Raw genomic sequence first — 25,483 nt, forward strand, 5'->3', positions numbered from 1 at the left:
GGGTGCACCTGAGTAACGGCAACACTGACCACACGGCATGGACGCTAGAGAAGGTGCAGCAAGAACGAAGATGGGACGCGAACTGAACATCGTCAGTTACAACCTGCGGAAACATCACGCGAGCGGGGAACTCCGGGATCTGTCGCGACTGTACGACGTCGACGTCATGTGCCTGCAGGAATGCGACACCGAAGACATCCCGGAACGGATCGACCACCTCGTGCTCGCCGACTCCACGAAGACCAACCGACTCGGTCTCGCCGTCTACTACCGCGAAGACCGCTTCGAACTGCACGCCACACGCGTCTTCGCCCTGCGCAAGTCGATGCACGACCGCGTCATGGCGCCGGCCCACGAGCGGCTGCTCGCTGCGAAGCTCTTCGACAAGGAGATCGGCAAGGAGATCCTGGTGGGCTCCTTCCACGCGGCACCGCTCACCGCATCCAACTCCCTGCGGCGCAAGCAGATCGCGGCGGCGCACAGCGCGCTCCGCGTGATGGGTCCCGGGCTGCCGACCGTCATGGTGGGCGACTACAACTACCCGTGGTTCCGCGCGAACCTCTCGGAGCGTATGGAGGAGTCGGGCTACCTGCTCTCCTTCAGCGACAAGCCGACCTACGCGCGCTACAAGTACTTCAAGGGCCACTTCGACTTCGTGACGAGCGCCCACACCCGCATCGACTCGATCGACACCCTCCCGCAGGGCGAGAGCGACCATCTGCCGATCCTGGTGGTGGCCGGCGTCGAGGACTAGCTAGCGGCTGTCGTCTCGGCGGGAGCCGGCGCCGTAGACGATGATGCCGGCGACCGGGATGAGCACGAAGAAGATCCATGACCAGCGGAAGCCGTCGGGGATCAGGTAGCCGCAGAGGAAGAACAGCGCGAGCGCCACGAATGGCGAGAGCGACACGATGACCCGGCCGAGCGTTCCACCGAGCGGCTGACGGCTCGAACCACCCCGGCGCACGCCGTTCGGGTCGTAGAGCTGCTCGCGGAACGCGGTCGGCGGCTGGAGATCGGGGTCGGGCGCGGTGGCGGCGGCCGGGATGCTCTGGATCGCCGGATCGGGCAGGTCGGCGAACAGCGGGGCGAGGTCTCCGCGCGTGACGGCGGTCTTCGCGGAGGCGGAGCGCTCGGTGAACTCGTCGGCGGTGATGCGGCCGTCGGCGAGCGCGCGGGCGAGAGCCGACACGGCCGTGTCGCGGTCGGCGTTGCTCAGGCGCTGGCTGGCCGTCGTGGGGTCGGTGTAGTCGCTCATGGGTCAACCATGCCGCATCCAGCCCTTCGCGCGGAAGACGCCTCTGCTAGAGTGTGGTCTGACCACATGGTCTGACCACACCGGCCGACGACATTGGCCGACCACACTGGCCGACCACACCGTCGAGAGCAGGAGGCGCGCGTGAGCACGAAGTCCGCTTCCATCGCGCCGATCGAACCGGCGCGCGCCTGGGAGGTCGTGCTGCAGCACATCGAGGGCGATCTGCTCTCCGGCGCCCTCAAGCCCGGCGATCATCTGCCACCCGAGCGTGCCCTCGCCGCCGAGCTCGGCGTCGGGCGATCGAGCGTGCGGGAGGCGATCCGCGTGCTCGAAGTGCTCGGGCTGATCCGCACCGCGTCGGGGTCGGGCCCGCAGTCGGGGGCCATCATCGTCGCTCGGCCCACCGGGGGCATGTCGGCGCTCGTGCGACTGCAGGTCGCGGCGCACGGATTCGCCGTGCGCGACGTGGTGAAGACGCGCCTCGTGCTCGAGTCGGCCGTGGTCGCGGAGCTGGCCGAGGCGCGACACCCCGACCTCGGTGCGGCGCTCGAACTGCTCGACGCGATGGAACAGGATGAGCCGCTCACGCGCGACGAATACCTCACGCTCGACCAGGCCTTCCACCTCGCCCTGGCCGTCGCCTCCGGCAACGAGGTGATCGCCTCGATGATGGCGGGGCTGCGCGACTCGATCGAGAGCTATGTGCGTGTCGGTGCGGGCAACCTGCCCTCTTGGCCCGACACCGAAGAGCGCCTGAAGGCCGAGCATCGCGGCATCGTGGCCGCGATCGAGGCGCACGACGCCGATCTCGCGCGCACGCGCATCCGCCAGCACATCGAGACCTACCACGCCGAGACGAAGGTCTCGAGCATCCACCCCGACTGACGACGACACGCCACCGTCACCATCGACCGACCGAACGAAGAGGAACACCATGGTTCAGCGCCGCATCCCCAAGATCAAAGACCTCGCTCCGCTCATGCAGTTCAAGGCGCCCGAGCTCAACGCGAAGAAGCGGCGCCTCGACGCGGCGCTCACCATCGCCGACCTGCGCACCATCGCCAAGCGGCGCACCCCGAAGGCCGCCTTCGACTACACCGAGGGCGCGGCCGAGGGCGAGATCAGCCTGCAGCGCGCCCGCCAGGCGTTCGAAGACATCCAGTTCAACCCCTCGATCCTGCGCGACGTGTCGACGGTGAACACCGGATGGGACGTGCTCGGCGCTCCGGTGTCGCTCCCGTTCGGCATCGCGCCCACCGGGTTCACCCGCATGATGCAGACCGAGGGCGAGGTCGCCGGAGCCGGCGCGGCCGGGGCAGCCGGAATCCCCTTCGCCCTGTCGACCATGGGAACCACGGCCATCGAAGACGTGAAGGCGGCGAACCCGAGTGGCCGCAACTGGTTCCAGCTCTACATGTGGAAAGACCGTCCGCGCTCGATGGCGCTGGTCGAGCGCGCCGCCGCCGCCGGCTTCGACACCCTGCTCGTGACCGTCGACGTGCCCGTCGCCGGCGCGCGCCTGCGCGACAAGCGCAACGGGTTCTCCATCCCGCCGCAGCTCACTGCCGGCACCGTGGTGAACGCCATCCCGCGGCCCGAGTGGTGGATCAACTTCCTCACCACCGAGCCCCTCGCCTTCGCCTCGCTCGACCGCTGGTCGGGAACCGTGGGCGAACTGCTCGACTCGATGTTCGACCCCACCGTCACCTTCGACGACCTCGAGTGGATCAAGGCGCAGTGGCCGGGCAAGGTCGTCGTGAAGGGCGTGCAGAACATCGCCGACGCCCGCCGCCTCACCGAGATGGGCGTCGACGGCATCACACTCTCCAACCACGGCGGCCGCCAGCTCGACCGCGCCCCCATCCCCTTCCACCTGCTGCCGGATGTCGCGCGCGAATTCGGCAAGGACATGGAGATCCACCTCGACACGGGCATCATGTCGGGAGCCGACATCGTGGCCTCTGTCGCGCTCGGCGCCCGCTTCACGATGGTGGGGCGCGCCTACCTCTACGGCCTGATGGCCGGCGGGCGGCAGGGCGTCGACCGGATGATCGACATCCTCGGCACCCAGGTCGCCCGCACCATGCGCCTGCTCGGCGTGAACTCGCTCGAGGAGCTCAACCCGTCGCACGTGACGCAGCTCGAGCGACTCATCCCGCGGGCGGTGGCGCCGGTCGTCGTCGCGGCGGCGGAGGCCGCGCCGGCGGCGGCAGCTGCGGCTCGGGCGCGCGCGCCCCGGTCCGCCGTTTCCACGACGACCGCAAAGGCGCCGTCCGCGACATCCGCCGCGTCGGCGACGAAGAGCCGCGCACGCAAGCCCGTCACCAAGACCGAAGCCGCCACCGGCGCCGACGCGTAGCGCGCTCCCGTCGTTTCGGGCGAACGGGGGCGTGAACGACCTCGTACATGGGCACAATGCCTCCCACGTTCGCCCGAATCGACACCCGACCCGCGACCGGGACCTTCGGGAGGACGTGCGTGCACCGAACCCCGAATACGGGCGTCGTTCGCGTCTCCTCCTCCCGAACCACGGCCCCGCGCCGGCGACTACCCGCGAACAGCGACCACCGCCCTCGCGGAAGCCACGTTTCGGGAGGAGCTGAGCCGAACCGACGCCCTATTCGGCCCCGGTCCGCGTCTCCTCCTCCCGAAACAAGACGCCGATCGCGGAAGCCACTCGAGCAGCTACGGATCGGCGATCATCCGATACCGTCACGAGACGGGATGGCAGCACAGTTTCGGGAGGAGGAGAGCCGAACCTACCCCGTTTTCCGTCCCGGCGGGCGTCTCCTCCTCCCGAAATGGAGGGACTAGGGTGTGACCTCGGCGAGGAGGGGCGGGTTCGCGCCGGCCCGCGAGACCGTGATGGCCGCGCAGCGCACCGCGAAGTCCCCGATCGCGGCGAGACGCTGCGCATCGAAGGCCGATCCGTCGCGGAGCGCGGCGACCGGAACACCCTCCCCGAGCATCCCGGCGAGCTGGAAGATCAGGGCGCTCATGAACGAGTCGCCCGCGCCGATCGTGTCAGCCACGTCGACCCGCGGTCCCGTGACAAAGCGCCGCTCACCTCGGGTCGCCAGCACCGCACCCTCGCCACCGCGCGTCACGGCCACGAGCTTTGGACCGAGAGCGAGGATGCGGTCGATCGCCTCGTCGACGGTCGCCTCCGGATAGAGCCACACAGCGTCCTCGTCGCTCAGCTTCAGCACAGTGGTGGCGCGCGCGAGCTCCTCGAACCGCTCGAGCGCGGAGGCGTGATCGCTCACGATCGTCGGGCGCATGTTGGGGTCGAAGGTGATCACCGGCGCGTTCTCCGACGCCGCCAACCGGCGCACGATGGCAAGAACCGACGATCCGCCCGGCTCGAGGAAGGCCGCGATCGAGCCCACGTGCACGATGTCGGTGGCCGGCAGCTCGAGGTCCTCGGGAAGCGACCAGCGGAGGTCGAAGTCGTAGAGGGCCGAGCCGTCGGGCTGCACGTGCGCCGTTGCCGACGACGTCTCGCCGTCGCGGATGGATGCCGGCGCGATCACGACTCCGGCCGATTCGAGATGCTCCACGATGGAGCTTCCCCGGGCGTCACGGCCGACCGCGGTGAGGAGCGTCACCGCCAACCCGAGGCGGGCGGCACCGTAGGCGATGTTCATGGGCGAGCCGCCTGGGTGCTCGACGAGGATCGGCGAGCCCTGGGAATCCGGCGCGTCGACCACGTCGACGAGTGATTCTCCGATGGCGAGCACGGTCGCGGGCATGGAGGTGGCCTCTCTGCTGCGGGGACGGGATGGTTTCAGTGTAGGGCGGGCCGGTGTGCGAAAATCGCGTGATCGGCGATCGGCATCGAACGCCGGCACCGGAGGGGAGCGACGCGCATGGGATTCTTCGACCGGATCTTCGGGGGCGGGCGAACCGGCGTGATGATCACGTCAGCCGACGTCGATTCGCGCGCATTCACCGTGACCACGGTGCGCGAGGGGTACGACCGCGAGCAGGTGTCCGAGTTCCTCAACCGTGCGGTGGCGACGATCGGCGCCTACGAGCGGGGCGACCTGACCGGCACAGAGCTGCTCACCGCGGTCGAGGTCGTGAACGAGCGCTTCTCGCAGACGAAGTTCCGCCCTGGGTGGGATCAGGGCGAGGTCGACGACCTGCTGGACGACGTCGCCGTCACGCTCCGCTCGTACGAGTCGCCTCCGGCCGGCACGACCGAGTAACGACACGACCCGCCTCGCGACGCTCCGGCAGCGGATGCGCACCCGCGGCCGTGCCCCCACGTAGCCTTGTGCGGTGCCCGCTGACTCCTTCGACCGCTACGGTTCCGACGTCCTCGCCACCTACAACCGGCGGGCTGCACCGGTCGCCCTGCCGAAGGTGGAGGCCGAGTTCGATCTGGTCGTGGAGGAGGTCGCGAGCGACTTCTGCGGCAGTGTGACCCGGGTCGAGGGCCGAACCGTCGAACTCGAAGACCGGCACGGCAAACGGCGCGTCTTCCCCCTCGGAGCCGGATTCCTGCTCGAGGGTCGCGCGGTCGAGCTCGTGCACCCCAAGACGGCGGCCACGCGTGCGGCGGAAGCCGGGCCTCGGCGCACCGCCTCAGGGTCGATCGCGGCTCCGCTCGAGCGCGCCCGCGTGGCCCGCCCGAGCCGTATCTACGTCGAAGGCCGGCACGACGCCGAGCTCGTCGAGAAGGTCTGGGGCGACGACCTCCGCGGCGAGGGCGTGGTGGTGGAGTACCTCGAAGGAGTCGATGATCTCGACGCCGTGGTGCGCGACTTCGCGCCCACCCGCGAACGCCGCATCGGCGTGCTCGTCGACCATCTCGTGCCCGGGTCGAAGGAGAGCCGGATCGCGGAGGCCGTGGCGCGCGGGCCGTATGGCGCGCACGTGGCCGTGGTGGGGCATCCGTTCGTCGACATCTGGCAGGCGGTGACGCCGCCGGCGATGGGCATCCAGGCGTGGCCGACGGTTCCGCGGTCGATCGAGTGGAAGCACGGCATCTGCGAGGCGTTCGGCTGGCCGCACGGCGATCAGGCCGACATCGCGCGGGCCTGGAAGCGCATCCTGGGCCGGGTCACCACGTACACCGATCTCGAGCCGGTGCTGCTCGGTCGCGTGGAGCAGCTGATCGACTTCGTGACCGAGCCGGTCTAGACCGCGTGAGGGCGCGGTGGCGTCAGTCGTCGCCGAGCAGGATGGCGGCGGCCGCGATCATCTCGAGCATCCGCTCGCGCATGTGGCCGATGTGCTTCTTCACGGCCGGCTCGATGCCCGCGTAGTCGCGGGCCACCATCGCCTGGTAGAGCTCGTCGTACTCCTCGGCGCAGGACAGCAGGCGTGACTGCATCGACGCCGCGCGCAGCCAGAAGCGCTGGATGCGCCGGCGCGTCTCGCGCACGGTTTCGGCCACCAGCACGTTGCCCGAGAGGGTGTTGGCGTAGCGGTGGAAGAGCTGGTCGGCGAGCGCCCAGCCCTGGCGGTCGTCGTTCGCGGCCGCCTTGTACATGTCGTCGACGTAGCCCTTGAGCTTCTTCGCCTCGTCGTCGGTGAGGGTGGATGCGGCCTTGCGGCAGATGTAGGTGTCGAGCACCTCGAGCAGGTCGCAGGCGTCGTTCACCTCGGTGGCGGTGAGCTGCGAGACGGTGAAGCGCGCGTTGTCGGTGCGCTTGACCAGCCCCTCCTTCTCGAGGCGCTGCAGCGCTTCGCGCACGGGGGTGCGACTGATGCCGAGCTGGCTCGCGAGTCGGTTCTCCGACAACGGCGAACCCGACCTCAGCCGGAAACCCGTGATCTCCGCGAGCAACCACTCGTACGCGTCGTCGACGCGGGACCCCGCCTCGGAAACGGCCATCATCACCTGCCCTCAGCATCCGATTCTAGTGCGCGTTGCCGGATGCCTGCCCCCTGCATCGAATCGCCAAGACACGCCGCTACGACGGTCGGTATTCCGACCGATTCTGGCGATTCGCCGAGCGAGGCCGTCAGGCGGCGAGGAGGACACCGGTGGGCGCGGAGGCGGACGCGCGCGCATCGGAACCACCGGAGGCGCCGAGCTCGGTGCGCGACTCGATCGAGATCACCGGCGCCAGCCCGATCCCGGCGCGCGTGGCGTCGGCTTCGGCAGTGGCGGCTCCGCCGAGCTCGCGGCTCACGGCGTCGAGCAGGTCGGCGAGGGAGAGGTCGAGCACGCGGCACACCGTCGCGAGGATCTCCGACGAGACCTCCTTGCGACCCCGCTCGATCTCCGAGAGGTAGGGCACCGACACCCGCGAATCCCGCGCGAGGTCGCGCAGGGTGAGCCGGCGTTCGAGGCGGATGCGCCGCAGAACGTGGCCGATCGCGTGGCGGAGGAGCATGAAGCCAGGGTACGTCGCCCGGTCTCCCCGCGCATCCGTTCTCGCCCGCGTGGCGGCGGTGTCTGCTGTCAGCAGAATCCGCGCCCGGCCGCCCAGAGCGATCTGCCCTGGGCAGATCTGCCGAGCGCAGAACCGGGCGACACGGATGCGCGACCCGGCGCATCCTGAACCCGCACCCACCGCACGCCCCCACTCGGAAGGACCATCATGACCGACGCCCCCACCACCGGCGACCCCCAGCTCTACCAGCGCCTGCTCGACGAGCGGATCGTCTTCCTCGGCAGCGAAGTTACCGACGTCGTGGCCAACGAGATCTGTGCGAAGCTCCTGCTGCTGAACGCCGTCGCGCCGGAGAAGGACATCTACCTCTACATCAACTCCCCCGGCGGATCGGTGACGTCGGGGTTCGCCATCTACGACACGATGAACTTCGTGCAAGCGGATGTCGCCACCGTGGCGCTCGGGTTCGCGGCGTCGATGGGGCAGTTCCTGCTGTCGTCGGGCACGCCGGGCAAGCGGTACGCGCTGCCGAACGCGAGTGTGGTGATGCACCAGCCGCACGGCGGGTTCGGCGGATCGGCGGCCGACATCCAGACGCAGGCGAAGCAGATCCTCGCGTTCAAGCACCGGATGGCCGAGCTCACCAGCGCCCAGACCGGCCGCACGGTCGATCAGATCACGGCGGACGCCGACCGCGATCGCTGGTTCACGGCGGAGGAGTCGCGCGAGTACGGCTTCGTCGACCACATCGTGACGTCGGCCCAAGGGCTGCGAGGGCAGGCGATGTCACTCGCTTGAATCGCCGGCATCCTCTGAGATAGTCTCAGCTTCTCAGAAGGGGGTGCGATGCTGACCGCGGCACAGACCAGGGCGCTGACCGATCCGATCGACCGACGGCGATACGGGGAGTACCGGAGGCGCACGCGCCCGCCGGGGCGACGATTGTGGCCCCGGGTGCTGGGCCTTCTCGGAACCTGTGCTCTGATCGTCTTCCTGTCGCTCTACGTCACCGACTGGAACGTCGACCTGGCTCCCTGGTTCGCGATCGGGATCGCCGTGCTCTTCGCGCTCAGCGCGGTGCTCGTGCGGCGGGCGACCTCCAGGGGGCAGCGGATGCGTTACCGGCTCGACCAGTTCGCCCGCGACAACGGCTACCGGCTCGAGCACGACGTGGCGGATCCGGGCACTCCGGGCCTGCTCTTCCGGCTCGGCACCAAGCCGGTCACCCTTCTGCGGATGACTCCCTCGTCGCATCCCGGCGAATGGGAGGTCGGCATCCACGCGCGCACCGAGGTCCCTCCGGCCGGCAGCACCACAGTGGTCGAGACGCTGTACGTCATGGCGGCATCACCGACGCCCCGGCCGCGGGCCGATCCTCCCGGGTCGGTGCCCCCGGTACCCTCGGTATCGACGCCGGCGACGCCGCCGACGCTCGACGGTCTGCCGCAGGCCGGTGTCCTGGTCGGCGAGGGCGAGACGGACTTCTGCTACGAAGACCTCGGCGACCGCACGATCTGCTACCTCGCCGAGGTGCTCGACCTCGCCGACCCTCGGAGCTGGGCACGGATCGCCGCGGTGGAGAACTGGATCGTGTCGCCACGACCGTGAATCCGTTCGGCGGGTGTCAGGCGCCCGTGCCGGTGTATTCCATCGTGGGTGGGAAGGCCGCGATGAGCGCGGCTTCGGTCGCGCTCGGCGACCAGTGGCCGCCGGCATCGAGCTGCTGTTCGCCGACGAAGCCGTAGAGCAGAGCACCGATCACGTCCGGAGAACTCAGCCGGAAGGTCGCGTTCGGCACCCCGGTGACGACGTACCCGTCGGGGGTCGCGTCGAGCCGTGGGGTCGGTGTGGTCACGTCGAAGGGCGCCGACGCCGGGGAGGTCAGCGCTGTGTCGCCGGCGGTGATCGTCTGGGTGACGACGACCGAGGTCGTTCCGGGCCCGATGCCGGACAGCGCGATGTTCCAGTCGCCGTTCGCGTCGGCGACGATCGACCACTCGGTCGAGGTGCCGGTGCCTCCGGCCGGATCGGCGAGAGCCACCGTGACGGTCGCTCCGGCGCGGGCGGTTCCGCTCACCTCGGGGTAGATCGACGACGGGGTCGCTACCGCTGCGGCAGCGGGCGCGTCGGGCGGGGTGCTGCCGGGGTCGGTGCCCGGGCCCGTGCCCGGATCGGTACCAGGGCCCGTACCGGGGTCGGTACCCGGGCCCGTACCAGGATCCGTACCGGGGCCCGTACCAGGACCAGTGCCCGGGCCCGGATCGGTACCGGGGCCGGGGCCGGTCCCGGGGCCCGTACCCGGATCGGTGCCGGGAGTGGTTCCCGTGTCTGGGTCCGGGATTGATCCCGGGCCGGTGCCTGGCGACAGATCGGGCGCGGGCTTTTCCTCCGGAGCGGGCGCATCCGGGAGTGCGGAGGGCGGCGACGGCGGGTTCTCCGGAGGAACGACCGGCGGAACGGAGGGGGGAGTCGCAGGAGGCGACTTCACGGGGTTCGAGGGAGCGTCAGGACTCGAATCGGTCGAATCATCCGTCTGCGACGACGCGGCGGGGTCGGCGAGCGCGGTGTCGCCGCCGCCCGACCAGGTGGGTCCGAGGACGACCGCCATCGCGATCCCCGCACCGGCGAGAACGAGAGCGCCGGCCGCCGCGATGCCGACCACGGTGGCGGTCGCCAGCCCGGCACCACTGGCGACGCCACCCGTGGCAACGCCCGCGCCCGTGGCAGATCCAGCGGTGCCGCCCGCGCCGCCGGCACCGCCCGTCGCGCCTCCTGCGCCGCCACCGCCCGAGCCGCCCAAGCCGCCCAACGCAGTGGACGCCGCATGCACTCCGAGCTCGCCGCCACCGGCCGCCGCGCCGCTCACACCCCCGACAGACGCCACATGGCCGCCCAAGACGCCCCCACCGCCCGCACCGAACCCCACGCCCGCCGCCGTGGCGGCCGCCGCCCCGTGCTGCAGCGACGCGAGGTACGCCCCCGCCCCGGTGAGCCCGGCGGCGAGCGGCAGCAGCACGAGGGCGATGCGCGAACCGATGTTGCTCGCCTCCTCCGCCACGATCTGGCACTGCGCGCAGCCTGCGAGATGATCCGCGACCTGCGCCGAGGCCCGCGCACCGAGCGAGCCCCGCGTGTAGGCCGCGAGCCGTTCGATGGTCGCGCGGCACTCCGGCGAGGTGGTCGACGACGACAGATGCGCCGAGATCCAGGCCTGCCGCAATCCCTCCCGCGCCCGCACGGCGAGCGCGGCGACGGCGTTCGGCTTCATGCCCAGCAGGGCCGAGATGTGTCGCGGACTCATCGACTCGACCTCGGTGTACCAGAGCACCTCCTGCCACCGCGTCGGCAACGACCGGAAGGCCCGCGCCGTGGTCGAGCGGTCGAGCGAGGCGAGCACCTCGTCTTCACTGGTGCTCGGGTCTTCGAAGGTGTCGGGGTCGTCGATCTGCACCGGCTGCGGCGCCCGCCCCCATGACGACGCGACGTTGCGCACGGTGGTGAACAGGTAGGGACGGAACGCCCCGAGCGGCCCACCACCCCCGCGGAGCGCCGCGAACACCTTCGCGAAGGCCTCGGCCACCACGTCGTCGGCATCGAGGGAGGTGAACGACCGCGCGACCGTCAGCGCCGCGCCGGAGTGCCGTCGCCAGAGCTCGGCGAAGGCCCCGCGATCGCCCGCGCGCGACTGCTCGATGAGGGCGCGATCGGACACCGTCGAGACATCCTTCATCTCGGTCCCTTCCCCCGCCCCCGAGACATTGTAGGCATGCTCTCCCGACATCACGAGGGTCGCGTGCTCTCGTCGCCGGCCTCGCGCATCCGTTCACCTCACTGCTCCTGCCGTTCACCCGGCGTTCACAGAGAGAGACGCATGGATGCGCCGATCATGACGCGACTTCGGCTTCGGCTTCAGCCGCGGGCGGCGGCTTCGGCTTTCAGCGTGACGCGCCCAGCGAGTAGAGCACCTCGGCCAGCTGATCGACGGCCCAGTCGAGATCGTCGGGCTCGACCACGATCGGCGGAGCCAGCCGGATGGTCGACCCGTGCGTGTCTTTGGCCAGCACGCCCCGTTCCATCAGCAGTTCGCAGACTTCACGACCGGTTGCGAGATCGGGGTCGACGTCGATGCCCGCCCAGAGTCCGGCGCCGCGTACGGTGACGACGCCGTGCCCGATCAGGTCACGCAACCGCGATTGCAGCCGGCCGCCGAGGCGAGCCGCTCGCTCCTGGAATTCGCCGGTTGCGAGCATCCGCACCACTTCGAGCCCGACGGCGGCGGCGAGCGGGTTGCCGCCGAAGGTCGATCCGTGCTCGCCGGGCCGGAACACCCCGAGCACGTCGCGGTTCGCGACGACCGCCGACACCGGCACGATGCCGCCGCCGAGGGCCTTGCCGAGCAGGTAGACGTCCGGAACCACACCCACGAGGTCGCAGGCGAAGGTGGCGCCCGTGCGGCCCAGCCCCGACTGGATCTCGTCGGCGATGAAGAGCACGTTCTCGGCGGTGCAGATCTCGCGCACCCGCGGGAGGTAGTCGGCGGGAGGAACGATGATGCCGGCCTCGCCCTGGATCGGCTCGAGCAGCACCGCGACCGTGTTCGGGTTCTCGGCGATCGCCCGAGCTAATGCATCCGCGTCGCCGTAGGGAACGCGCACGAAGCCCGGCGTGTAAGGGCCGAAGTCGTCGCGCGCCACGGGGTCGTCGCTGAAGCTGATGATGGTGATGGTGCGGCCGTGGAAGTTGCCGTCGGCCACGATGATCGTGGCGCGGTCGTGCTCGACGCCCTTCACCCGATAGCCCCAGGCACGTGCGAGCTTGATGCCGGATTCGACGGCCTCCGCACCCGTGTTCATCGGCAGCACCATGTCTTTGCCGGCCAGCGCCGCGAGTTCTTCGACGAAGGGACCGAGTCGATCGGAGTGGAAGGCGCGGCTGGTGAGGGTGATGCGGTCGAGCTGGGCCTTGGCCGCCTCGACCAGTCGCGGATGCGAGTGCCCGAAGTTCACCGCGGAGTAGGCGGCGAGGCAGTCGAGGTAGCGCCGGCCGTCCACCGCGGTGATCCAGGCGCCTTCACCGGTCGCGGCGACGACGGGAAGCGGATGGTAGTTGTGGGCGGCGTGCTCGTCTTCTTGATTCAGCGCGCGGGTCGCGGCGGCGGAGCCGGATGGCGGGCGTATCCGGGCGGAGGGCTCGAACGAGGCCGCCGAAGCCGACGCCACCCCGCTCATCGGCGGAGCTCCAGCGTGCAGCACTTGACGCCGCCGCCGCCGAGGAGGAGCTCGGAGAGATCGACGCCGATGGGGTTGTAGCCGCGGTCGCGGAGCTGCTGCTCGAAGCCCTTCGCGCGAGCGGCGATCACGACGTTGTAGCCGTCGGAGATGGAGTTGAGGCCGAGCACCGAGCCGTCTTGCTCGCTCACGATGATGGCCTCCGGGTACAGGCGCTCGAGAGTGGCGCGGCTGTCGGCGTCGAACGCGCTCGGCAGGTAGGCGATGTTCGCTCCGGCGTCGTCGGTGAGCGGATCGAGCACCGAGATCGCGGTGTCGAGGTGGTAGAAGTTCGGGTTCACCAGGGTGAGGCTCACGACCTCGCGGTCGAACAACTCGCCGATCTCGCGGTGACTGTCGGTGGCGCTGCGGAAGCCGGTGCCGGCCAGGATGCGCGACCCCACGAGCAGGAAGTCGCCCTCGCCCTCATTGACGTTCTGCGGTTCGACGACGTCGTAGCCGTTCGCCCGGAACCAGTCCATGAACGCCGGCCCTTCTGGCTGCCGCTGGGGGTGGGTGAACTTCGCACCGTACGCGACGTTGCCGATCACGAAGCCGCCGTTGGCGGTGTAGACCATGTCGGGCAGGCCGTCGATCTGATCGATCAGCTGCACCTCGTGGCCCAGCTCGCGGTAGGTGTCGTAGAGGGTCTGCCACTGGCGCACGGCGAGCGAGGTGTCGGTGGGCACCGCCGGGTCCATCCACGGGTTGATGCGGTACGCCACCGTGAAGTGCTCGGGGCGGCACATCAGGTAGTGGCGCGGCATCGCGATGCGGGGCGGATTCACGCCCGCCTCGGTGCCGGCGGAACGATCGGCGGTGGCGGAATTGAGGGTCGGCGTCGACATACGGTCTCCTTGAACAAGCGAACTGCTCGTGACGAGCGGATTGTTCGAAGTACGGATGGCGGACCAGCGTGCTGTCCTGGGGCCCCGACCGGGGCACGCCTGTTTCAGTCTTGCACGCGCAATCCGCCGTTTCGCGCTGCTCGGCACGCGAAATTTGCGGAGATTCCGCTCTCACGCAAGTTACTGGCGTACCATCGCGACATGGACGCTTTGGACCACCGCATCATCGACCTTCTCAAGATCAACTCGAGGAGCGGATACGGGGACATCGGGCAGGTCATCGGGCTGTCGGCTTCGGCGGTGAAGCGGCGGATCGATCGCCTCGTGGCCGACGACATCATCACGGGGTTCACGATCCAGTTGAACCCCGCCCTCGACGGCACCGTGACCGAAGCCTACGTCGAGCTGTTCTGCCGCGGAACGGTCGCGCCTGCCGAACTGAAGCGGATCCTCTCCGGGGTGCCAGAAGTGGTCGACGCCGGGACGGTCACGGGCAGCGCCGACGCCATCGTGCACATCCGCTCGCGCGACATCCCGAGCCTCGAGGATGCGCTCGAACGCGTGCGGATCGCTCCGAACGTCGATCACACCCGCAGTGCGATCGTGCTCTCGAACCTGATCCGGCGGTAGCGCCGTGGCCGGCACTCTCGGAATCGAGCTGCGGATCGACCCCGAGTCGGGCGTTCCGCCGTTCGAGCAGGTGCGCACGCGCATCCGCGACGCCGTCGCCTCCGGAGAGCTGACAGCCGGGGTTCGGCTGCCGACCGTGCGCGCCCTCGCCGCCGAGCTCGGACTCGCCGTCAACACCGTGGCCCGCTCCTACCGCGAACTCGAGACGGATGCGCTCATCGAGACGCGGGGACGCCTCGGCTCCTTCGTGGCCGCCACCGGCTCCCCCGCGCATCGCGAACTGCAAGCCGCCGCCCGCGCCTACGCCGATCGCGCGACGGCACTGGGCGTCGATCCCGCGGAGGCACTCGACCTCGCCCGCGCGGCCCTGGGCTTTGGACCGGAGACGCCCCGGTAGCTCCGAGCACGCCGCGAAGGCGTTACCCGAAGAGGTCGTCGGTGAGCACGCTGGGGTTGCCGAAGCGGTGGTTCGTGACGCTGATCGCCTGCTCCTTGAGGAACGGCAGCAACTCGATCCGGCCCGCCCGCGTGACCTCGTCGGCATACACCGCCACATCGGGGCTGCCGCCCAGCGCGAAGGCGAGCGCCCGTGCATCGCCACCGATCAGGCGGATGCGCGGCACCACCCCGATGTACTCCGGCGCCCGGGCCAGCCAGGTCGCGTCGTTCTCGATGACGACGCGCACGCCGCGCTCTTTGAGCAACGCGCGCAGTGGCCTCGGCAACTTGGCGGCCGAGCTCACGATGACACTCGAGCGCGCCAGCGTCGCAGCCGCGAGGAGGCGCACCAGCTGGTGCAGCGCCTCGCCCTCCGACAGCCGGATGACCACCGGCACCGGAACGTAGCGCAGCACGTTCAGTTCGACCCCGAGGCCCGACTCGTCGCTCGGCGCGAAGATGCTCTCCCAGGCCGCCTGATCGCTCTTTGCACCGCGGCGCGCGATGTCGAAGTCCTCCCACTCGAGCCCCGCGGTCGCCGTGTCGAGCAGCTGCGCGACCCGGTCATCCAGCCCGGCCAGACTCAGCCCCTCGCTCGGCGCTCCCGGCTCGTTGCGCCAGCTGCCGAGATGCACGAGGTAGTTGGGGCCGCCGGCCTTGGCGCCGGCGCCCACAGACGACTTCTTCCAGCCGCCGAAGGGCTGCCTCCGCACGATCGCGCCGGTGATGCCGCGGTTGACGTAGACGTTTCCTGCCTCGACCTCCGCGAGCCATTGCTGGATCTCGGCCGCGTCGAGCGAGTGGATCCCCGCCGTGAGCCCGTAGGGCACCGCGTTCTGCAACTCGATCGCCTTCTCGAGGTTGGGGGCCTTCATGATGCCCAGCACGGGCCCGAAGTACTCGGTGAGATGGAACGGGGTTCCCGGCAAGACACCCTCGCGCACACCGGGAGACCAGAGCCGGCCGGTCTCGTCGAGCTGCCGTGGCTCGATGAGCCACCGCTCTCCGACGCCGAGAGTGGTGAGGGCGTCGGCGAGCTTTCCCGCCGCCGGCTCGATCAGCGGCCCCATCTGCGCGGTCGGATCGCTCGGATAGCCGACCCGCAGCGAGCGCACCGCGTCGACCAACTGCCGCGAGAACCGCTTCGACTGCGCGACCGACCCCACCAGGATCACGAGACTCGCGGCCGAACACTTCTGCCCGGCGTGCCCGAACGCGCTCTTCACGATGTCGGCGACGGCGAGGTCGAGATCGGCGCTGGGTGTGACGACGATCGCGTTCTTGCCGCTCGTCTCCGCGAGCAGCGGGAGGTCGGGCCGCCACGACCGGAAGAGAGCGGCCGTGTCGTAGGCGCCGGTGAGGATCAGCCGGTCGACCCGGGCGTCTGACATCAGCCGACGACCCAGTTCGCCCTCATCGACGTCGACGAGGCGCAGTACGTCGCGCGGTATGCCCGCCTCCCAGAGCGCCTCGACCATGACCGCGGCGGAGCGCTTGGCCTGCGGCGCGGGCTTGATGATCACCGCGCTGCCCGCGGCGAGCGCCGCGAGCACCGAGCCGGCCGGGATGGCGACGGGGAAGTTCCACGGCGGCGCCACGACGGTGAGCGCCGACGGCACGAAGACCGCACCGTCGACCGCGTCGAGTTCGACGGCCGTGGTGGCGTAGTAGTGCGCGAAGTCGACCGCTTCGCTGACCTCGGGATCGGCCTGGTCGATCGTCTTGCCGGTCTCGGACGCCATGACCTCGATGAGCCGGTCGCGATTGGCCTCGAGCGCATACCCCGCCCGACGGATCGACCCGGCTCGCTCCGCGGCGCTCCGGGCGCCCCACGCAGCACCCGCTGACGCTGTGGCCGCGATCAGGGTGTCGAGCTCGATCGCATCCGTCACGAGCGCCCCCGCGATGGTGTCGGCACCGAGCGTCGAGCCCTCGACCCGCGCCAGGATGCGTGCGCCCCAGACCCGGTTCGCCAGGAGCGACGGATCGGTGTCGGGCGCGTTGCGGAACAGGCCGCCGGCTGGTTCGAGCTCGCCGTGCAGGCGGTCTTGGGTGCGGTTCGGCAGCGGAACCTCGGCCGGCACGGCCTCGAGTGCGGCGAGGGAGGCGAGGAAGCGATCGCGTTCCTTCGCGAAGGCCGCAGGGTCGGTCGCCAGATCGAACACCGACGACATGAAGTTGGCGTCGCTCGAGTTCTCCTCGAGCCGCCGCACGAGGTAGCCGATCGCCACGTCGAACTCCGCCGGCGCGACCACGGGTGTGTAGAGCAGGAGGTGGCCCACGGTCTTGCGCACCGCATCCGCCTGCGCGGTCGCCATGCCGAGCAGCATCTCGACGTCGACCGCGTCGGCGACGCCGCGCCGATTCGCCAGCAGCCAGGCCCACGCCACGTCGAACAGGTTGTGGCCCGCGACGCCGATCCGCACGGCATCGACGTTCTCGGGGCGGAGCGCCCACTCGAGCACCCGCTTGTAGTTCGTGTCGGTGTCCTGCTTCGTGCCGTAGGTGGCGAGCGGCCACCCGTGCAGGGCCGAATCGACGTGCTCCATGGCGAGGTTGGCGCCCTTCACCACCCGCACCTTGATCGGCGCACCACCGCGCGCACGGCGTTCGGCCGCCCACGTGTGCAGGCGCTGGAAGGCGGAGAGCGCGTCGGGCAGGTAGGCCTGCAGCACGATCCCGGCCTCGAAGTCGAGGAACTCCGGCTCGTCGAGCACGCGCTGGAAGACCGCGATCGTGAGGTCGAGGTCGCGGTACTCCTCCATGTCGAGGTTCACGAACTTGCGCCGGGCGGCGCCCGCGGCGTCGGCGGCTCCCGCGGCCACCGTCTCAGGCCCGAGCAGGCCCTTGCGCGCGGCGATACGGTAGAGCGGGATGAGACCCTCGGCCACCCGCTCGACCGTCTGGTCGAAGGCCCACATCGAGAGCTCGCTCGCCACCGACGAGACCTTCACCGACACGTAGTCGACATCGGGCCGCTGCAACAGCGCCTTCGTGCCCTCCAGTCGGTTGGCCGCCTCGCGGTCTCCCAGCACGGCCTCACCGAGGAGGTTGATGTTCAGCCGAACGGTGTCGGAACGCAGTGCCTGCACCGCCGGCCCGAACTTCGACGGCCGGGCGTCGACGATCAGGTGCCCCACCATGCGGCGCAGCACACGACGTGCGATCGGCACCACGACCCCGGGCAGCACCTCGCCGAGCACACCGCCGGCGGCGATGGCAGCCCGGAGGAACCAGGGCAGGAAGCGCGGCACGCGTTTGGCCAGCTTCTGCAGGTTCTTGCCGGCCACGAAGAGGTCTTCGGGCCGGGCCACTCCGTCGACGAAACCGACCGTGAAAGCCAGCCCGTTCGGATCTTTCAGCACCCCCGCCAGGCGCGCGGCCGAGGGATCGACGAGAGAACCCTTGCTCTCGTCGAGCCAGCGCCGCGCCAGCTCGACGGCCTCGTGAGCCAGGTCGAGCGAAGCGGGCTTGGGCTCTGTGTCGTTCTGCTCAGCCATGTCTTAGAGGATAGGACGTCGACCTGCAGGTTACGCTCAAGGCGTGCAGGCTGTGGATGAGTTCGACGTCGTGGTCGTCGGTGGAGGACACAACGGTCTGGTGGCCGCGTGCTACCTCGCCCTCTCCGGGCGACGGGTCTGCGTCCTGGAGCGGCTCGATGAGCTCGGCGGCGCCGCCGTCTCGTCATATGCCTTCGACGGCATGGATGCGCGGCTGTCGCGATACTCGTACCTGGTCAGTCTCTTCCCCCGCTCCGTGATCGACGAGCTCGGACTCGACATCCGGCTGCGGCGACGCCGCTATTCCTCCTATACCCCGGTCCCGGGCAGCGATCAGGGTCTCCTCATCGACACCGACGACGAGGAGGCGACCCGCGCGTCCTTCGACGCGATCGGCGCGGGTGCCGACGCCGACGCGTACGAGGGGCTCGCCGTCGACCTCGGCCGGCTGGCCGGCGCGCTCTGGCCCACGATGACCGAACCGCTCCTCACCCGCAGCGAGGCCCGTCGTCTGCTCGGCGACGATGCGCTCTGGGAGGCGCTGATCGAGCGGCCCATCGGCGAGCTGATCGAGCAGCGGTTCCGGAGCGACGTGGTGCGCGGAGTGGTGGCGACGGATGCGCTGATCGGCACGTTCGCCTCCGTTCACGACCCCGGACTGGCGCAGAACATCTGCTTCGTCTACCACGTGATCGGCGGCGGCACCGGCGACTGGGACGTGCCGGTCGGGGGCATGGGAGCCGTCACCGGCGAACTCGTGCGGGCCGCGCGGGAGGCGGGTGTGGAGTTCCGAACGGGTGCCGAGGTCGTGTCACTCACCCCGGAAGGCTCGGTGGACTATCGGATGCGCGGAGCCGGCCCCCGCGAAGACGAAGGGCCGAGGCGCGTCACCGGCAGCCGGGTGCTGGCGAACGTGGCACCGGCGGTGCTGGAGAGTCTGCTTGCAGCGGGCGGAAACGATCCGGACACGAACGCGGCGAGCGCGACATCCGCTCCTGAGGGCGCCCAGGTGAAAGTCAACCTCCTGCTTTCACGCCTCCCGCGCCTCCGCGATCCCGACGTCGCTGCCGAGGCGGCCTTCGGCGGCACCTTCCACATCAACGAACTGTTCAGCCAGCTCGAGGGCGGCGTGCGATCGGCGGAGAACGGCGAGCTCCCGAGCCCGCTGCCGGCCGAGATCTACTGCCATTCGCTGACCGATCCGAGCATCCTGTCGCCCGAGCTCCAGGAGCGGGGTGCGCAGACCCTCACCGTCTTCGGCCTGCACACCCCGCACCGCCTCGGTGCCACTGCCGACACCCTCCAGCGAGCCGTGCTCGACTCGTTGAACAGCGTGCTCGCCGAGCCGATCGAACCCCTGCTGCTGACGGACGCGCACGGCCGCCCGTGCATCGAGACCAAGACGACGGCCGATCTCGAGCGCACCCTCGGCATGCCGGGCGGCAACATCTTCCACGGCCCACTGAGCTGGCCGTTCGTCGACGACGACGCGCCACTGACCACCGCCGCCGAGCGCTGGGGTGTCGCGACCCGGCATCCGCGTATCCTGCTCTGCGGATCGGGTTCGCGGCGCGGTGGCGCCGTCTCGGGCCTCGGCGGCCACAGCGCCGCGATGGCCGTGCTCGAAGACGACCTCGATCGTTAGGACCGTCGGTGAGGTCTTCTCGGCGAGGTCCCCGTCTCACCCATTTCCCGTCAACCGGAAGAAGCTGGACACAGAATGACCGACACCGCTGCCCGACCGACCCGAGTGGTGGTCTGGATGGAAGGCCGCCACGAACAGATCGACGAGAAGGTGCAGCGGCTGTATCCCGACGGCATGGCCGGCGCCATCGCCGCCGGTCTGCGCGAGCAGTTCGAAGGGCCGCTCGAGGTGCGCATCGCGCTGCTCGACGACGGGCCCGACCACGGGCTGAGCGAGGAGGTGCTCGCCGCCACCGACGTGCTGCTCTGGTGGGGGCACAAGGCGCACGGCGAGGTGTCCGACGAGGTGGTGGCGCGAGTGCAGTCGCACGTGCTCAGCGGTCTCGGGCTGCTGGTGCTGCACTCCGGGCACTGGTCGAAGATCTTCCGCACCCTCATGGGCACCTCATGCACCCTGAAGTGGCGCAACGAGGCTGACCGCGAGCTGGTGTGGACGGTCGCCCCGTCGCATCCGATCGCTCAGGGCGTGCCGAGCCCGATCGTCATCCCCGAGCAGGAGATGTACGGCGAGTTCTTCGACATCCCGGTGCCCGACGAGGTCGTGTTCATCAGCTCGTTCTCGGGTGGCGAGGTGTTCCGCAGCGGCGTGACCTTCACCCGCGGCCTCGGCCGCATCTTCTACTTCAGCCCCGGCGACCAGGACTACCCGGTGTACTTCCACGAAGATGTGCGGCGGGTGTTGGCCAACGCGGTCGCCTGGGCGTCTCCCGGTGATCGCGAGCGGGAGCATCCGTCTCTCGCCCGCTTCGACTCGGGGTGGTTCGAGACCGAGTCGGAGCAGTCGGTGAAAGCCCGAGGCTCGGGAAGGACCCCGGAATGACCGCGTTCCGGACCGTCTCGCACCACGGGTCTCTCACGGTCGTCATCGTCGGCGCCGGGGCGATGGGGCGGGAGTGGATGCGCACGGCTCACGAGAACCCCGATGTGGAGCTCGTCGGCGTGGCCGATCTCTCCGAAGACGCGGCCCGGTCCTCGCTCGCCGAGGTGGGTCTGGCCGGGGTGGCGACGGGGACGGATGGCGTCGACCTCGCGCTCGCGCTGGGCGCCGATGCGCTCATCGACGTGACGATCCCCGCAGCGCACCACGCGGTGACGATGAAGGCGCTGAACGCGGGCCTGCCTGTGCTCGGCGAGAAGCCGGCCGCGGCGACGGTGGCCGAGGCGCTGTCGCTCGCGGCGGCGGCCGAGGCGACGGGCGAGCTGTTCGTGGTGAGCCAGTCGCGGCGTTACAACGCCGGCCTCTTCTCATTGCGGCACCTGGTGGGGTCGATCGGGCGGGTCGGCCTCGTCGACGTGGGCTTCTACCGCGACCCGCGCTTCGGCGGCTTCCGCGAGGAGATGGCGCATCCGCTGCTGCTGGACATGGCCATCCATCCCTTCGACGGCGCGCGGTTCCTGCTCGGTGTCGAGCCCGTGTCGGTCACCTGCGACGAGTTCAACCCGGTGTGGAGCCCGTTCGCAGGCGATGCGGCGGCCGCGGTCGACTTCCGGATGAGCGACGGATCGCGGTTCCTCTACAACGCGAGCTGGGCCAGCCCCGGGTTGCAGACCTCGTGGAACGGGGAGTGGCGGGTGAGCGGTGAAGCGGGGACCGTGCTGTGGAACGGCGACGATGAGCCGGTGTCGTCGGTGACCTCGGGTTCCTCCGTCGCTCCGGTGCCGCCTGGCGACTCGATCGCCGGATCGCTCGCCGACTTCGTGCTGGCCCTGCGTACCGGCACGGCGCCGTTCGGCGAGGTGCACGAGAACATCATGAGCCTGGTGATGGTGGAGGCGGCGGTGATCGCGTCGGAGCGGGGCGCGCAGGTGGAGATCGACGAGATCCTCACCGCGGCGCACCGCGAGGCCATCGCCGCCGAGAAGGATGCCGGTGCGGCGGCGGTGCTCCGCTCCTGGACCTCGGTGCGCGACGCCCTGTCGGCCGGCGGCCCGGCCCCGCTCACGAGCACCTGACGGCAGCCTGCCGCACGCCCGCTCGCTGCTGGCGGAAGGGCGCGCTGTGACGCGGCACCCGAGCTGCAGACGCTCGGCCGGCGAGCGCGGACCATCAAGGCCGCACTGGAAGAAATGCGCCCGACCGCCGGTTAGTGTCGGAGAGGAGTGCCGGGTTGCCCGGCAGCGCTCCACCCGCCCATCGATCGGAGCATCTGTGTCGTTCACTCGCGAAGCCGTCCGTCATCCGATGGCCGTGCGGCACCTCGTGGTCGACCGCGTGACCCCGCTGACGCCGGCGCTCAGGCGCGTCACCCTGGTCGGCGACCAGCTCGCCGGGTTCGCCAGCGACGGTCCGACCGACCACGTGAAGGTCTTCTTCGCCGACCCGGCCACCGGCATCCTGACCCTTCCCGAACGGGGGCCCGAGGGCATCCGCCGCCCCGAGTCGGGCACGATCGTGTCGCGCGACTACACGCCGCGGGCTTTCCGGGCGGCCACGGCCGACTCACCCGACGAACTCGACATCGACTTCGTGCTGCACGGCGCGAACGGCACCGACGGCCCCGCCTCGACGTGGGCGGCGAACGCCGCCCCGGGCGCGCCGCTCGTGATCGCCGGCCCGAGAGGATCGCGACGGGTGCCGAGCGGCATCGCCCGCGCCGTGCTGATGGCCGACGAGACGGCGCTGCCGGCCTTCTCCCGCTGGCTCGAACTCCTCGCGCCCGAGGTCGAGATCACGGCCCTGCTCGACGTCGCGGACGCATCCGTTCCGGCCTACCTGAGCGACGAGTTGCGACTGCGCGCCGACATCGTGTGGCTCTACCGGTCGAACGGTCCCCACCAGCTCTTGGCCGCTCTCCGTGGTCTCGGCCCGATCGACGACGAGACCTTCGTGTTCGGCGCCGGCGAGGCAGCCACGCTCATTCCCGTTCGGCGATACCTCCGGCGCGAGCTCGGCCTGCCCGCCGACCAGGTCTCACTGAGCGGCTATTGGAAGCGCGGCGAGGCGAACCTCGACCACCACGCTCCGCTCGATCCGTCGGATCCGGACTGATCGGCGGGCGGGCGGCCACCGGCCACCTGCTCTGTCAGCCCCAGACGCTCGGCGCCGGCGCCTTGCTCGGCGGAAGTTGCGCGTCGACGCCCCAGGCACGCAGCCACTCGGGCATCCGGCCGTCGTGCGGAGCGTCACCCGCCAGCGCCCGCAATTCGTCCACCCCGACGATCCCACCGGAACGCTTCAGGAATCGGGCCCGGATGTACGCACGCGCGTAGATCTCGCCCTTCACCACGAAGCGCTGCTCCACGAAGAGGGCCTTCTCGTCGTAGCCCAGCACCCGCGTCTCCACCTCGAAGCGCTGCCACAGCTCGAGCGATCGCCGGAAGCTGATCGTCTCGGCCACCACCACCGGATACCAGCCCCGGGCGGTCAACGTCGCCCACATGCCCGTGCGCTGCATCAGATCCAGCCGCCCGAGATCGAGGATGGAGAGGTAGACGCCGTTGTTCATGTGCCGGAGCACGTCGAGATCGGTCGGGAGCACACGGAACGGGGTCGATCCGACGTCCCAGATCCCGAGCGGCGAGCGGAAGCGCGAGCGGAGCGTCTGCAACAGGGTCCGGAAGAAGAAGTGCACGCACACGATCGTAGAGATGCGCAAATCGATCCGGTACCTCGCCTGTGATTGTCTACAACGGCGGATGCGCGACGACGGGTTCGCACGCATCCGCGCCGACTAAAATCGCCGGGTGCCCATACCGAAGATCATCCTCTACTACGTCTTCGCGCCGGTGGCCGACCCCGAGGCCGTTCGGCTCTGGCAGCGCGATCTCGCCGAGTCGCTGGGGCTGCGCGGGCGCATCCTGATCTCGGCCGACGGCATCAACGGCACGCTCGGCGGCGAGCTCGACGCGGTGAAGCGGTACGTGCGCAAGACGAGGGAGTTCGGGCCCTTCGCCGGCCTCGACGTGAAATGGAGCGAGGGCACCGCGCTCGAGGAGTCGCCGGCGTCGAAACACACGCCGTATCGCGCCAGCACCGACTTTCCGCGGCTCAGCGTGAAGGTGCGCGACGAGATCGTGAGCTTCGGAGCGCCGGGAGAGCTGCAGGTCGATGCCGCGGGCGTGGTGGGCGGCGGGGTCAAGCTGCAGCCGGCCGAGCTCCATGACCTGGTGGCCTCGCGGGGCGACGACGTCGTGTTCTTCGACGGACGCAACGCGTTCGAGGCCGAGATCGGGCGATTCCGCGGGGCGGTGGTTCCGGATGTCGCCACCACCCGCGACTTCGTCGCCGAACTCGACAGCGGCAAGTACGACCACCTGAAGTCCTCTCCCGTGGTCACCTACTGCACGGGCGGCATCCGCTGCGAGGTGCTCTCGTCGCTCATGAGCGCCCGCGGATTCTCGGAGGTGTACCAGCTCGACGGCGGCATCGTGCGCTACGGCGAGACCTTCGGCGACACCGGACTCTGGGAGGGATCGCTCTACGTGTTCGACGGCCGCGGCTCGATCGACTTCAGCCCCGACCCGGCGGTGATCGGCTCGTGCGTGTCCTGCGCGTCACCGACCTCGCGCATGCAGAACTGCGCCGACCCGGCCTGCCGTGCGCAATTGGTGGTCTGCGATTCGTGCGGCGACCTCTCCTCCACGATCCTCTGTTCTGGGCACGCGGCTGCCTAGTTCGTCCACAGGCGGTCCCCGCGTCGCCGGCTCGTCGTAGGCTCGGCCCATGACCAGCCACGACAGCCAGCAGACCCACACCACGCACGAGCTCATCCACGACCGGGCCGACGCCCTGCTCGCCCTGCACAAAGCGCCCGAGATCCTCACCGTGGTGAACGTGTGGGATGTCGCGAGCGCCTCCGTCATCGCCGATCTGCCCGAGACGAAGGCGCTGGCCACGGCCAGCCACGGCATCGCGGCGGCCTACGGTTACGAAGACGGGGAGCGCATCCCGCTCGAGCTGATGATCGAAGCGGTCGGGCGCATCGCGCTGTCGACGTCGCTGCCCGTGAGCGCCGACCTCGAGGGCGGCTACGGAGACGCCGGCGAGACCGTGCGGCGCGCCATCGGGGTGGGAGTCGTGGGTGCCAACATCGAAGACCAGATGCGGCCGCACATCGAGTCGGTCGAGAACGTGGCCGAGGTGATGAAGGCAGCGGAGGCGGAGGGCGTGCGCTTCGTGCTCAACGCCCGAACGGATGCGCTGATCCGGCGCGGCGACCGACCGCTCGACGAAGCGATCGAGGATGCGATCGAACGGGGGCGGGCCTACCTCGACGCCGGGGCCGCGTGCGTGTTCGTGCCCGGCCTCATCGACCGGCCGACGGCCGAACGGCTCGTGGAGGGGATCGGCATGCGCAAGGTGAGCGTCATCGGAGTGCCCGGGTCGCTCGCGCCGGGCGACTACGAGCGGATCGGCATCGCACGCATCTCCTACGGGCCGTGGCCGCAACGAGTGGCGCTCACCGCTCTGCAGGAGTCGGCGCTGACGCTCTACGCCGGTGGTTTCCTCCCCGAGGGCACCCAGACGCTCACCTGAGCGGCGTCGCCC

At 70.1% G+C, this 25,483-nt stretch carries 24 protein-coding genes; 15 read left to right on the top strand and 9 right to left on the bottom strand.

Annotated elements, in window-relative coordinates:
- Positions 1-70 precede the first annotated feature (70 nt).
- Positions 71-754, top strand: coding sequence for an endonuclease/exonuclease/phosphatase family protein (locus BLW00_RS05135; protein ID WP_092550086.1), 684 nt, complete (start codon positions 71-73; stop codon positions 752-754).
- Here BLW00_RS05135 and BLW00_RS05140 read toward each other — a convergent pair whose 3' ends face one another.
- Complete coding sequence (locus BLW00_RS05140) at positions 755-1,258, bottom strand: DUF1707 SHOCT-like domain-containing protein (RefSeq protein WP_092550089.1); 504 nt, start codon at positions 1,256-1,258, stop codon at positions 755-757.
- Between the two features lie 141 nt (positions 1,259-1,399).
- Here BLW00_RS05140 and BLW00_RS05145 point away from each other — a divergent pair, with 141 nt between their 5' ends.
- Complete coding sequence (locus BLW00_RS05145) at positions 1,400-2,143, top strand: FadR/GntR family transcriptional regulator (RefSeq protein WP_245741273.1); 744 nt, start codon at positions 1,400-1,402, stop codon at positions 2,141-2,143.
- A gap of 49 nt (positions 2,144-2,192) precedes the next feature.
- Entirely contained in the window at positions 2,193-3,617 is a 1,425-nt protein-coding gene (locus tag BLW00_RS05150) for an alpha-hydroxy acid oxidase (RefSeq protein WP_092550092.1), read from the top strand.
- Between the two features lie 451 nt (positions 3,618-4,068).
- On the opposite strand, the gene BLW00_RS05155 is transcribed toward BLW00_RS05150, so the two are convergent.
- Complete coding sequence (locus BLW00_RS05155) at positions 4,069-5,010, bottom strand: carbohydrate kinase family protein (RefSeq protein WP_092550095.1); 942 nt, start codon at positions 5,008-5,010, stop codon at positions 4,069-4,071.
- Between the two features lie 117 nt (positions 5,011-5,127).
- Here BLW00_RS05155 and BLW00_RS24400 point away from each other — a divergent pair, with 117 nt between their 5' ends.
- Positions 5,128-5,469, top strand: coding sequence for a DivIVA domain-containing protein (locus BLW00_RS24400; RefSeq protein WP_092550098.1), 342 nt, complete (start codon positions 5,128-5,130; stop codon positions 5,467-5,469).
- Positions 5,470-5,542: 73 nt separating this feature from the next.
- A complete protein-coding gene (locus BLW00_RS05165; RefSeq protein WP_092550101.1) occupies positions 5,543-6,406 on the top strand; it encodes a DUF3097 domain-containing protein in 864 nt (287 codons plus the stop codon).
- A gap of 22 nt (positions 6,407-6,428) precedes the next feature.
- Here the strand turns inward: BLW00_RS05165 and BLW00_RS05170 are convergent, their stop codons facing one another.
- Together BLW00_RS05170 and BLW00_RS05175 are read right to left on the bottom strand one after the other, a co-directional pair.
- Entirely contained in the window at positions 6,429-7,106 is a 678-nt protein-coding gene (locus BLW00_RS05170) for a GntR family transcriptional regulator (protein WP_092550104.1), read from the bottom strand.
- 127 nt (positions 7,107-7,233) lie between these two features.
- Entirely contained in the window at positions 7,234-7,608 is a 375-nt protein-coding gene (locus BLW00_RS05175) for a helix-turn-helix domain-containing protein (RefSeq protein WP_092550107.1), read from the bottom strand.
- A 207-nt stretch (positions 7,609-7,815) separates the two neighbouring features.
- On the opposite strand from BLW00_RS05175, the gene BLW00_RS05180 reads away from it, so the two are divergent.
- Together BLW00_RS05180 and BLW00_RS05185 are read left to right on the top strand one after the other, a co-directional pair.
- Positions 7,816-8,406 carry an ATP-dependent Clp protease proteolytic subunit gene (locus BLW00_RS05180; protein ID WP_092550109.1) on the top strand — a complete coding sequence of 197 codons (591 nt, stop codon included), beginning with the start codon at positions 7,816-7,818 and terminating at the stop codon, positions 8,404-8,406.
- A gap of 48 nt (positions 8,407-8,454) precedes the next feature.
- Positions 8,455-9,216: a hypothetical protein gene (locus tag BLW00_RS05185; protein ID WP_139256633.1), complete on the top strand. Its 762-nt coding sequence runs from the start codon at positions 8,455-8,457 to the stop codon at positions 9,214-9,216.
- A gap of 16 nt (positions 9,217-9,232) precedes the next feature.
- On the opposite strand, the gene BLW00_RS24200 is transcribed toward BLW00_RS05185, so the two are convergent.
- The 3 genes from BLW00_RS24200 to ddaH form a co-directional block, all read right to left on the bottom strand.
- Positions 9,233-11,338: a sigma-70 family RNA polymerase sigma factor gene (locus BLW00_RS24200; RefSeq protein ID WP_217634296.1), complete on the bottom strand. Its 2,106-nt coding sequence runs from the start codon at positions 11,336-11,338 to the stop codon at positions 9,233-9,235.
- Between the two features lie 205 nt (positions 11,339-11,543).
- Positions 11,544-12,836: an ornithine--oxo-acid transaminase gene (gene rocD, locus BLW00_RS05195; protein WP_092550118.1), complete on the bottom strand. Its 1,293-nt coding sequence runs from the start codon at positions 12,834-12,836 to the stop codon at positions 11,544-11,546.
- Positions 12,833-13,723 carry a dimethylargininase gene (gene ddaH, locus BLW00_RS05200; protein ID WP_175494145.1) on the bottom strand — a complete coding sequence of 297 codons (891 nt, stop codon included), beginning with the start codon at positions 13,721-13,723 and terminating at the stop codon, positions 12,833-12,835. Before ddaH ends, rocD begins: the two co-directional genes overlap by 4 nt.
- 201 nt (positions 13,724-13,924) lie before the next feature.
- Here ddaH and BLW00_RS05205 point away from each other — a divergent pair, with 201 nt between their 5' ends.
- Both BLW00_RS05205 and BLW00_RS05210 read left to right on the top strand, forming a co-directional pair.
- Entirely contained in the window at positions 13,925-14,353 is a 429-nt protein-coding gene (locus BLW00_RS05205; protein ID WP_092550120.1) for an Lrp/AsnC family transcriptional regulator, read from the top strand.
- Positions 14,354-14,357: 4 nt separating this feature from the next.
- Entirely contained in the window at positions 14,358-14,750 is a 393-nt protein-coding gene (locus tag BLW00_RS05210) for a GntR family transcriptional regulator (protein ID WP_245741278.1), read from the top strand.
- A gap of 22 nt (positions 14,751-14,772) precedes the next feature.
- Here the strand turns inward: BLW00_RS05210 and BLW00_RS05215 are convergent, their stop codons facing one another.
- Entirely contained in the window at positions 14,773-18,291 is a 3,519-nt protein-coding gene (locus BLW00_RS05215) for a bifunctional proline dehydrogenase/L-glutamate gamma-semialdehyde dehydrogenase (protein WP_092550123.1), read from the bottom strand.
- 43 nt (positions 18,292-18,334) lie between these two features.
- On the opposite strand from BLW00_RS05215, the gene BLW00_RS05220 reads away from it, so the two are divergent.
- From BLW00_RS05220 to BLW00_RS05235, 4 genes are all read left to right on the top strand, one after another.
- Positions 18,335-19,936: a phytoene desaturase family protein gene (locus tag BLW00_RS05220; RefSeq protein WP_092550126.1), complete on the top strand. Its 1,602-nt coding sequence runs from the start codon at positions 18,335-18,337 to the stop codon at positions 19,934-19,936.
- Between the two features lie 75 nt (positions 19,937-20,011).
- Positions 20,012-20,815 carry a ThuA domain-containing protein gene (locus BLW00_RS05225; RefSeq protein ID WP_092550129.1) on the top strand — a complete coding sequence of 268 codons (804 nt, stop codon included), beginning with the start codon at positions 20,012-20,014 and terminating at the stop codon, positions 20,813-20,815.
- Positions 20,812-21,948 carry a Gfo/Idh/MocA family protein gene (locus BLW00_RS05230; protein WP_092550132.1) on the top strand — a complete coding sequence of 379 codons (1,137 nt, stop codon included), beginning with the start codon at positions 20,812-20,814 and terminating at the stop codon, positions 21,946-21,948. The genes BLW00_RS05225 and BLW00_RS05230 overlap by 4 nt, the downstream gene beginning before the upstream one ends.
- Before the next feature lie 196 nt (positions 21,949-22,144).
- A complete protein-coding gene (locus BLW00_RS05235; protein WP_092550135.1) occupies positions 22,145-22,984 on the top strand; it encodes a siderophore-interacting protein in 840 nt (279 codons plus the stop codon).
- A 34-nt stretch (positions 22,985-23,018) separates the two neighbouring features.
- Here BLW00_RS05235 and BLW00_RS05240 read toward each other — a convergent pair whose 3' ends face one another.
- The gene (locus BLW00_RS05240; RefSeq protein WP_175494146.1) at positions 23,019-23,567 is read right to left on the bottom strand and encodes an acyl-CoA thioesterase; all 549 of its coding nucleotides are present in this window, start codon (positions 23,565-23,567) and stop codon (positions 23,019-23,021) included.
- A gap of 112 nt (positions 23,568-23,679) precedes the next feature.
- On the opposite strand from BLW00_RS05240, the gene trhO reads away from it, so the two are divergent.
- Both trhO and BLW00_RS05250 read left to right on the top strand, forming a co-directional pair.
- Complete coding sequence (gene trhO / locus BLW00_RS05245) at positions 23,680-24,609, top strand: oxygen-dependent tRNA uridine(34) hydroxylase TrhO (RefSeq protein WP_092550138.1); 930 nt, start codon at positions 23,680-23,682, stop codon at positions 24,607-24,609.
- 49 nt (positions 24,610-24,658) lie between these two features.
- On the top strand, positions 24,659-25,471 hold the full coding sequence (locus BLW00_RS05250; RefSeq protein WP_092550141.1) for an isocitrate lyase/PEP mutase family protein: 813 nt from the start codon (positions 24,659-24,661) through the stop codon (positions 25,469-25,471).
- Positions 25,472-25,483 lie beyond the last annotated feature (12 nt).

The organism is Herbiconiux ginsengi, assembly GCF_900107435.1.
Classification (GTDB): domain Bacteria; phylum Actinomycetota; class Actinomycetes; order Actinomycetales; family Microbacteriaceae; genus Herbiconiux; species Herbiconiux ginsengi.

Excerpts from the sequence above, each read along its gene's own strand:
- BLW00_RS24400 (WP_092550098.1), top strand. The coding sequence starts at position 5,128 with ATGGGATTCTTCGACCGGATCTTCGGGGGCGGGCGAACCGGCGTGATG.
- BLW00_RS05225 (WP_092550129.1), top strand. The coding sequence starts at position 20,012 with ATGACCGACACCGCTGCCCGACCGACCCGAGTGGTGGTCTGGATGGAA.
- BLW00_RS24200 (WP_217634296.1), bottom strand. The coding sequence starts at position 11,338 with ATGAAGGATGTCTCGACGGTGTCCGATCGCGCCCTCATCGAGCAGTCG.
- rocD (WP_092550118.1), bottom strand. The coding sequence starts at position 12,836 with ATGAGCGGGGTGGCGTCGGCTTCGGCGGCCTCGTTCGAGCCCTCCGCC.
- BLW00_RS05250 (WP_092550141.1), top strand. The coding sequence starts at position 24,659 with ATGACCAGCCACGACAGCCAGCAGACCCACACCACGCACGAGCTCATC.
- BLW00_RS05185 (WP_139256633.1), top strand. The coding sequence starts at position 8,455 with ATGCTGACCGCGGCACAGACCAGGGCGCTGACCGATCCGATCGACCGA.
- BLW00_RS05170 (WP_092550104.1), bottom strand. The coding sequence starts at position 7,106 with ATGATGGCCGTTTCCGAGGCGGGGTCCCGCGTCGACGACGCGTACGAG.
- BLW00_RS05175 (WP_092550107.1), bottom strand. The coding sequence starts at position 7,608 with ATGCTCCTCCGCCACGCGATCGGCCACGTTCTGCGGCGCATCCGCCTC.
- BLW00_RS05150 (WP_092550092.1), top strand. The coding sequence starts at position 2,193 with ATGGTTCAGCGCCGCATCCCCAAGATCAAAGACCTCGCTCCGCTCATG.
- ddaH (WP_175494145.1), bottom strand. The coding sequence starts at position 13,723 with ATGTCGACGCCGACCCTCAATTCCGCCACCGCCGATCGTTCCGCCGGC.
- BLW00_RS05180 (WP_092550109.1), top strand. The coding sequence starts at position 7,816 with ATGACCGACGCCCCCACCACCGGCGACCCCCAGCTCTACCAGCGCCTG.
- BLW00_RS05230 (WP_092550132.1), top strand. The coding sequence starts at position 20,812 with ATGACCGCGTTCCGGACCGTCTCGCACCACGGGTCTCTCACGGTCGTC.
- BLW00_RS05155 (WP_092550095.1), bottom strand. The coding sequence starts at position 5,010 with ATGCCCGCGACCGTGCTCGCCATCGGAGAATCACTCGTCGACGTGGTC.
- BLW00_RS05205 (WP_092550120.1), top strand. The coding sequence starts at position 13,925 with ATGGACGCTTTGGACCACCGCATCATCGACCTTCTCAAGATCAACTCG.
- BLW00_RS05215 (WP_092550123.1), bottom strand. The coding sequence starts at position 18,291 with ATGGCTGAGCAGAACGACACAGAGCCCAAGCCCGCTTCGCTCGACCTG.
- BLW00_RS05135 (WP_092550086.1), top strand. The coding sequence starts at position 71 with ATGGGACGCGAACTGAACATCGTCAGTTACAACCTGCGGAAACATCAC.
- BLW00_RS05140 (WP_092550089.1), bottom strand. The coding sequence starts at position 1,258 with ATGAGCGACTACACCGACCCCACGACGGCCAGCCAGCGCCTGAGCAAC.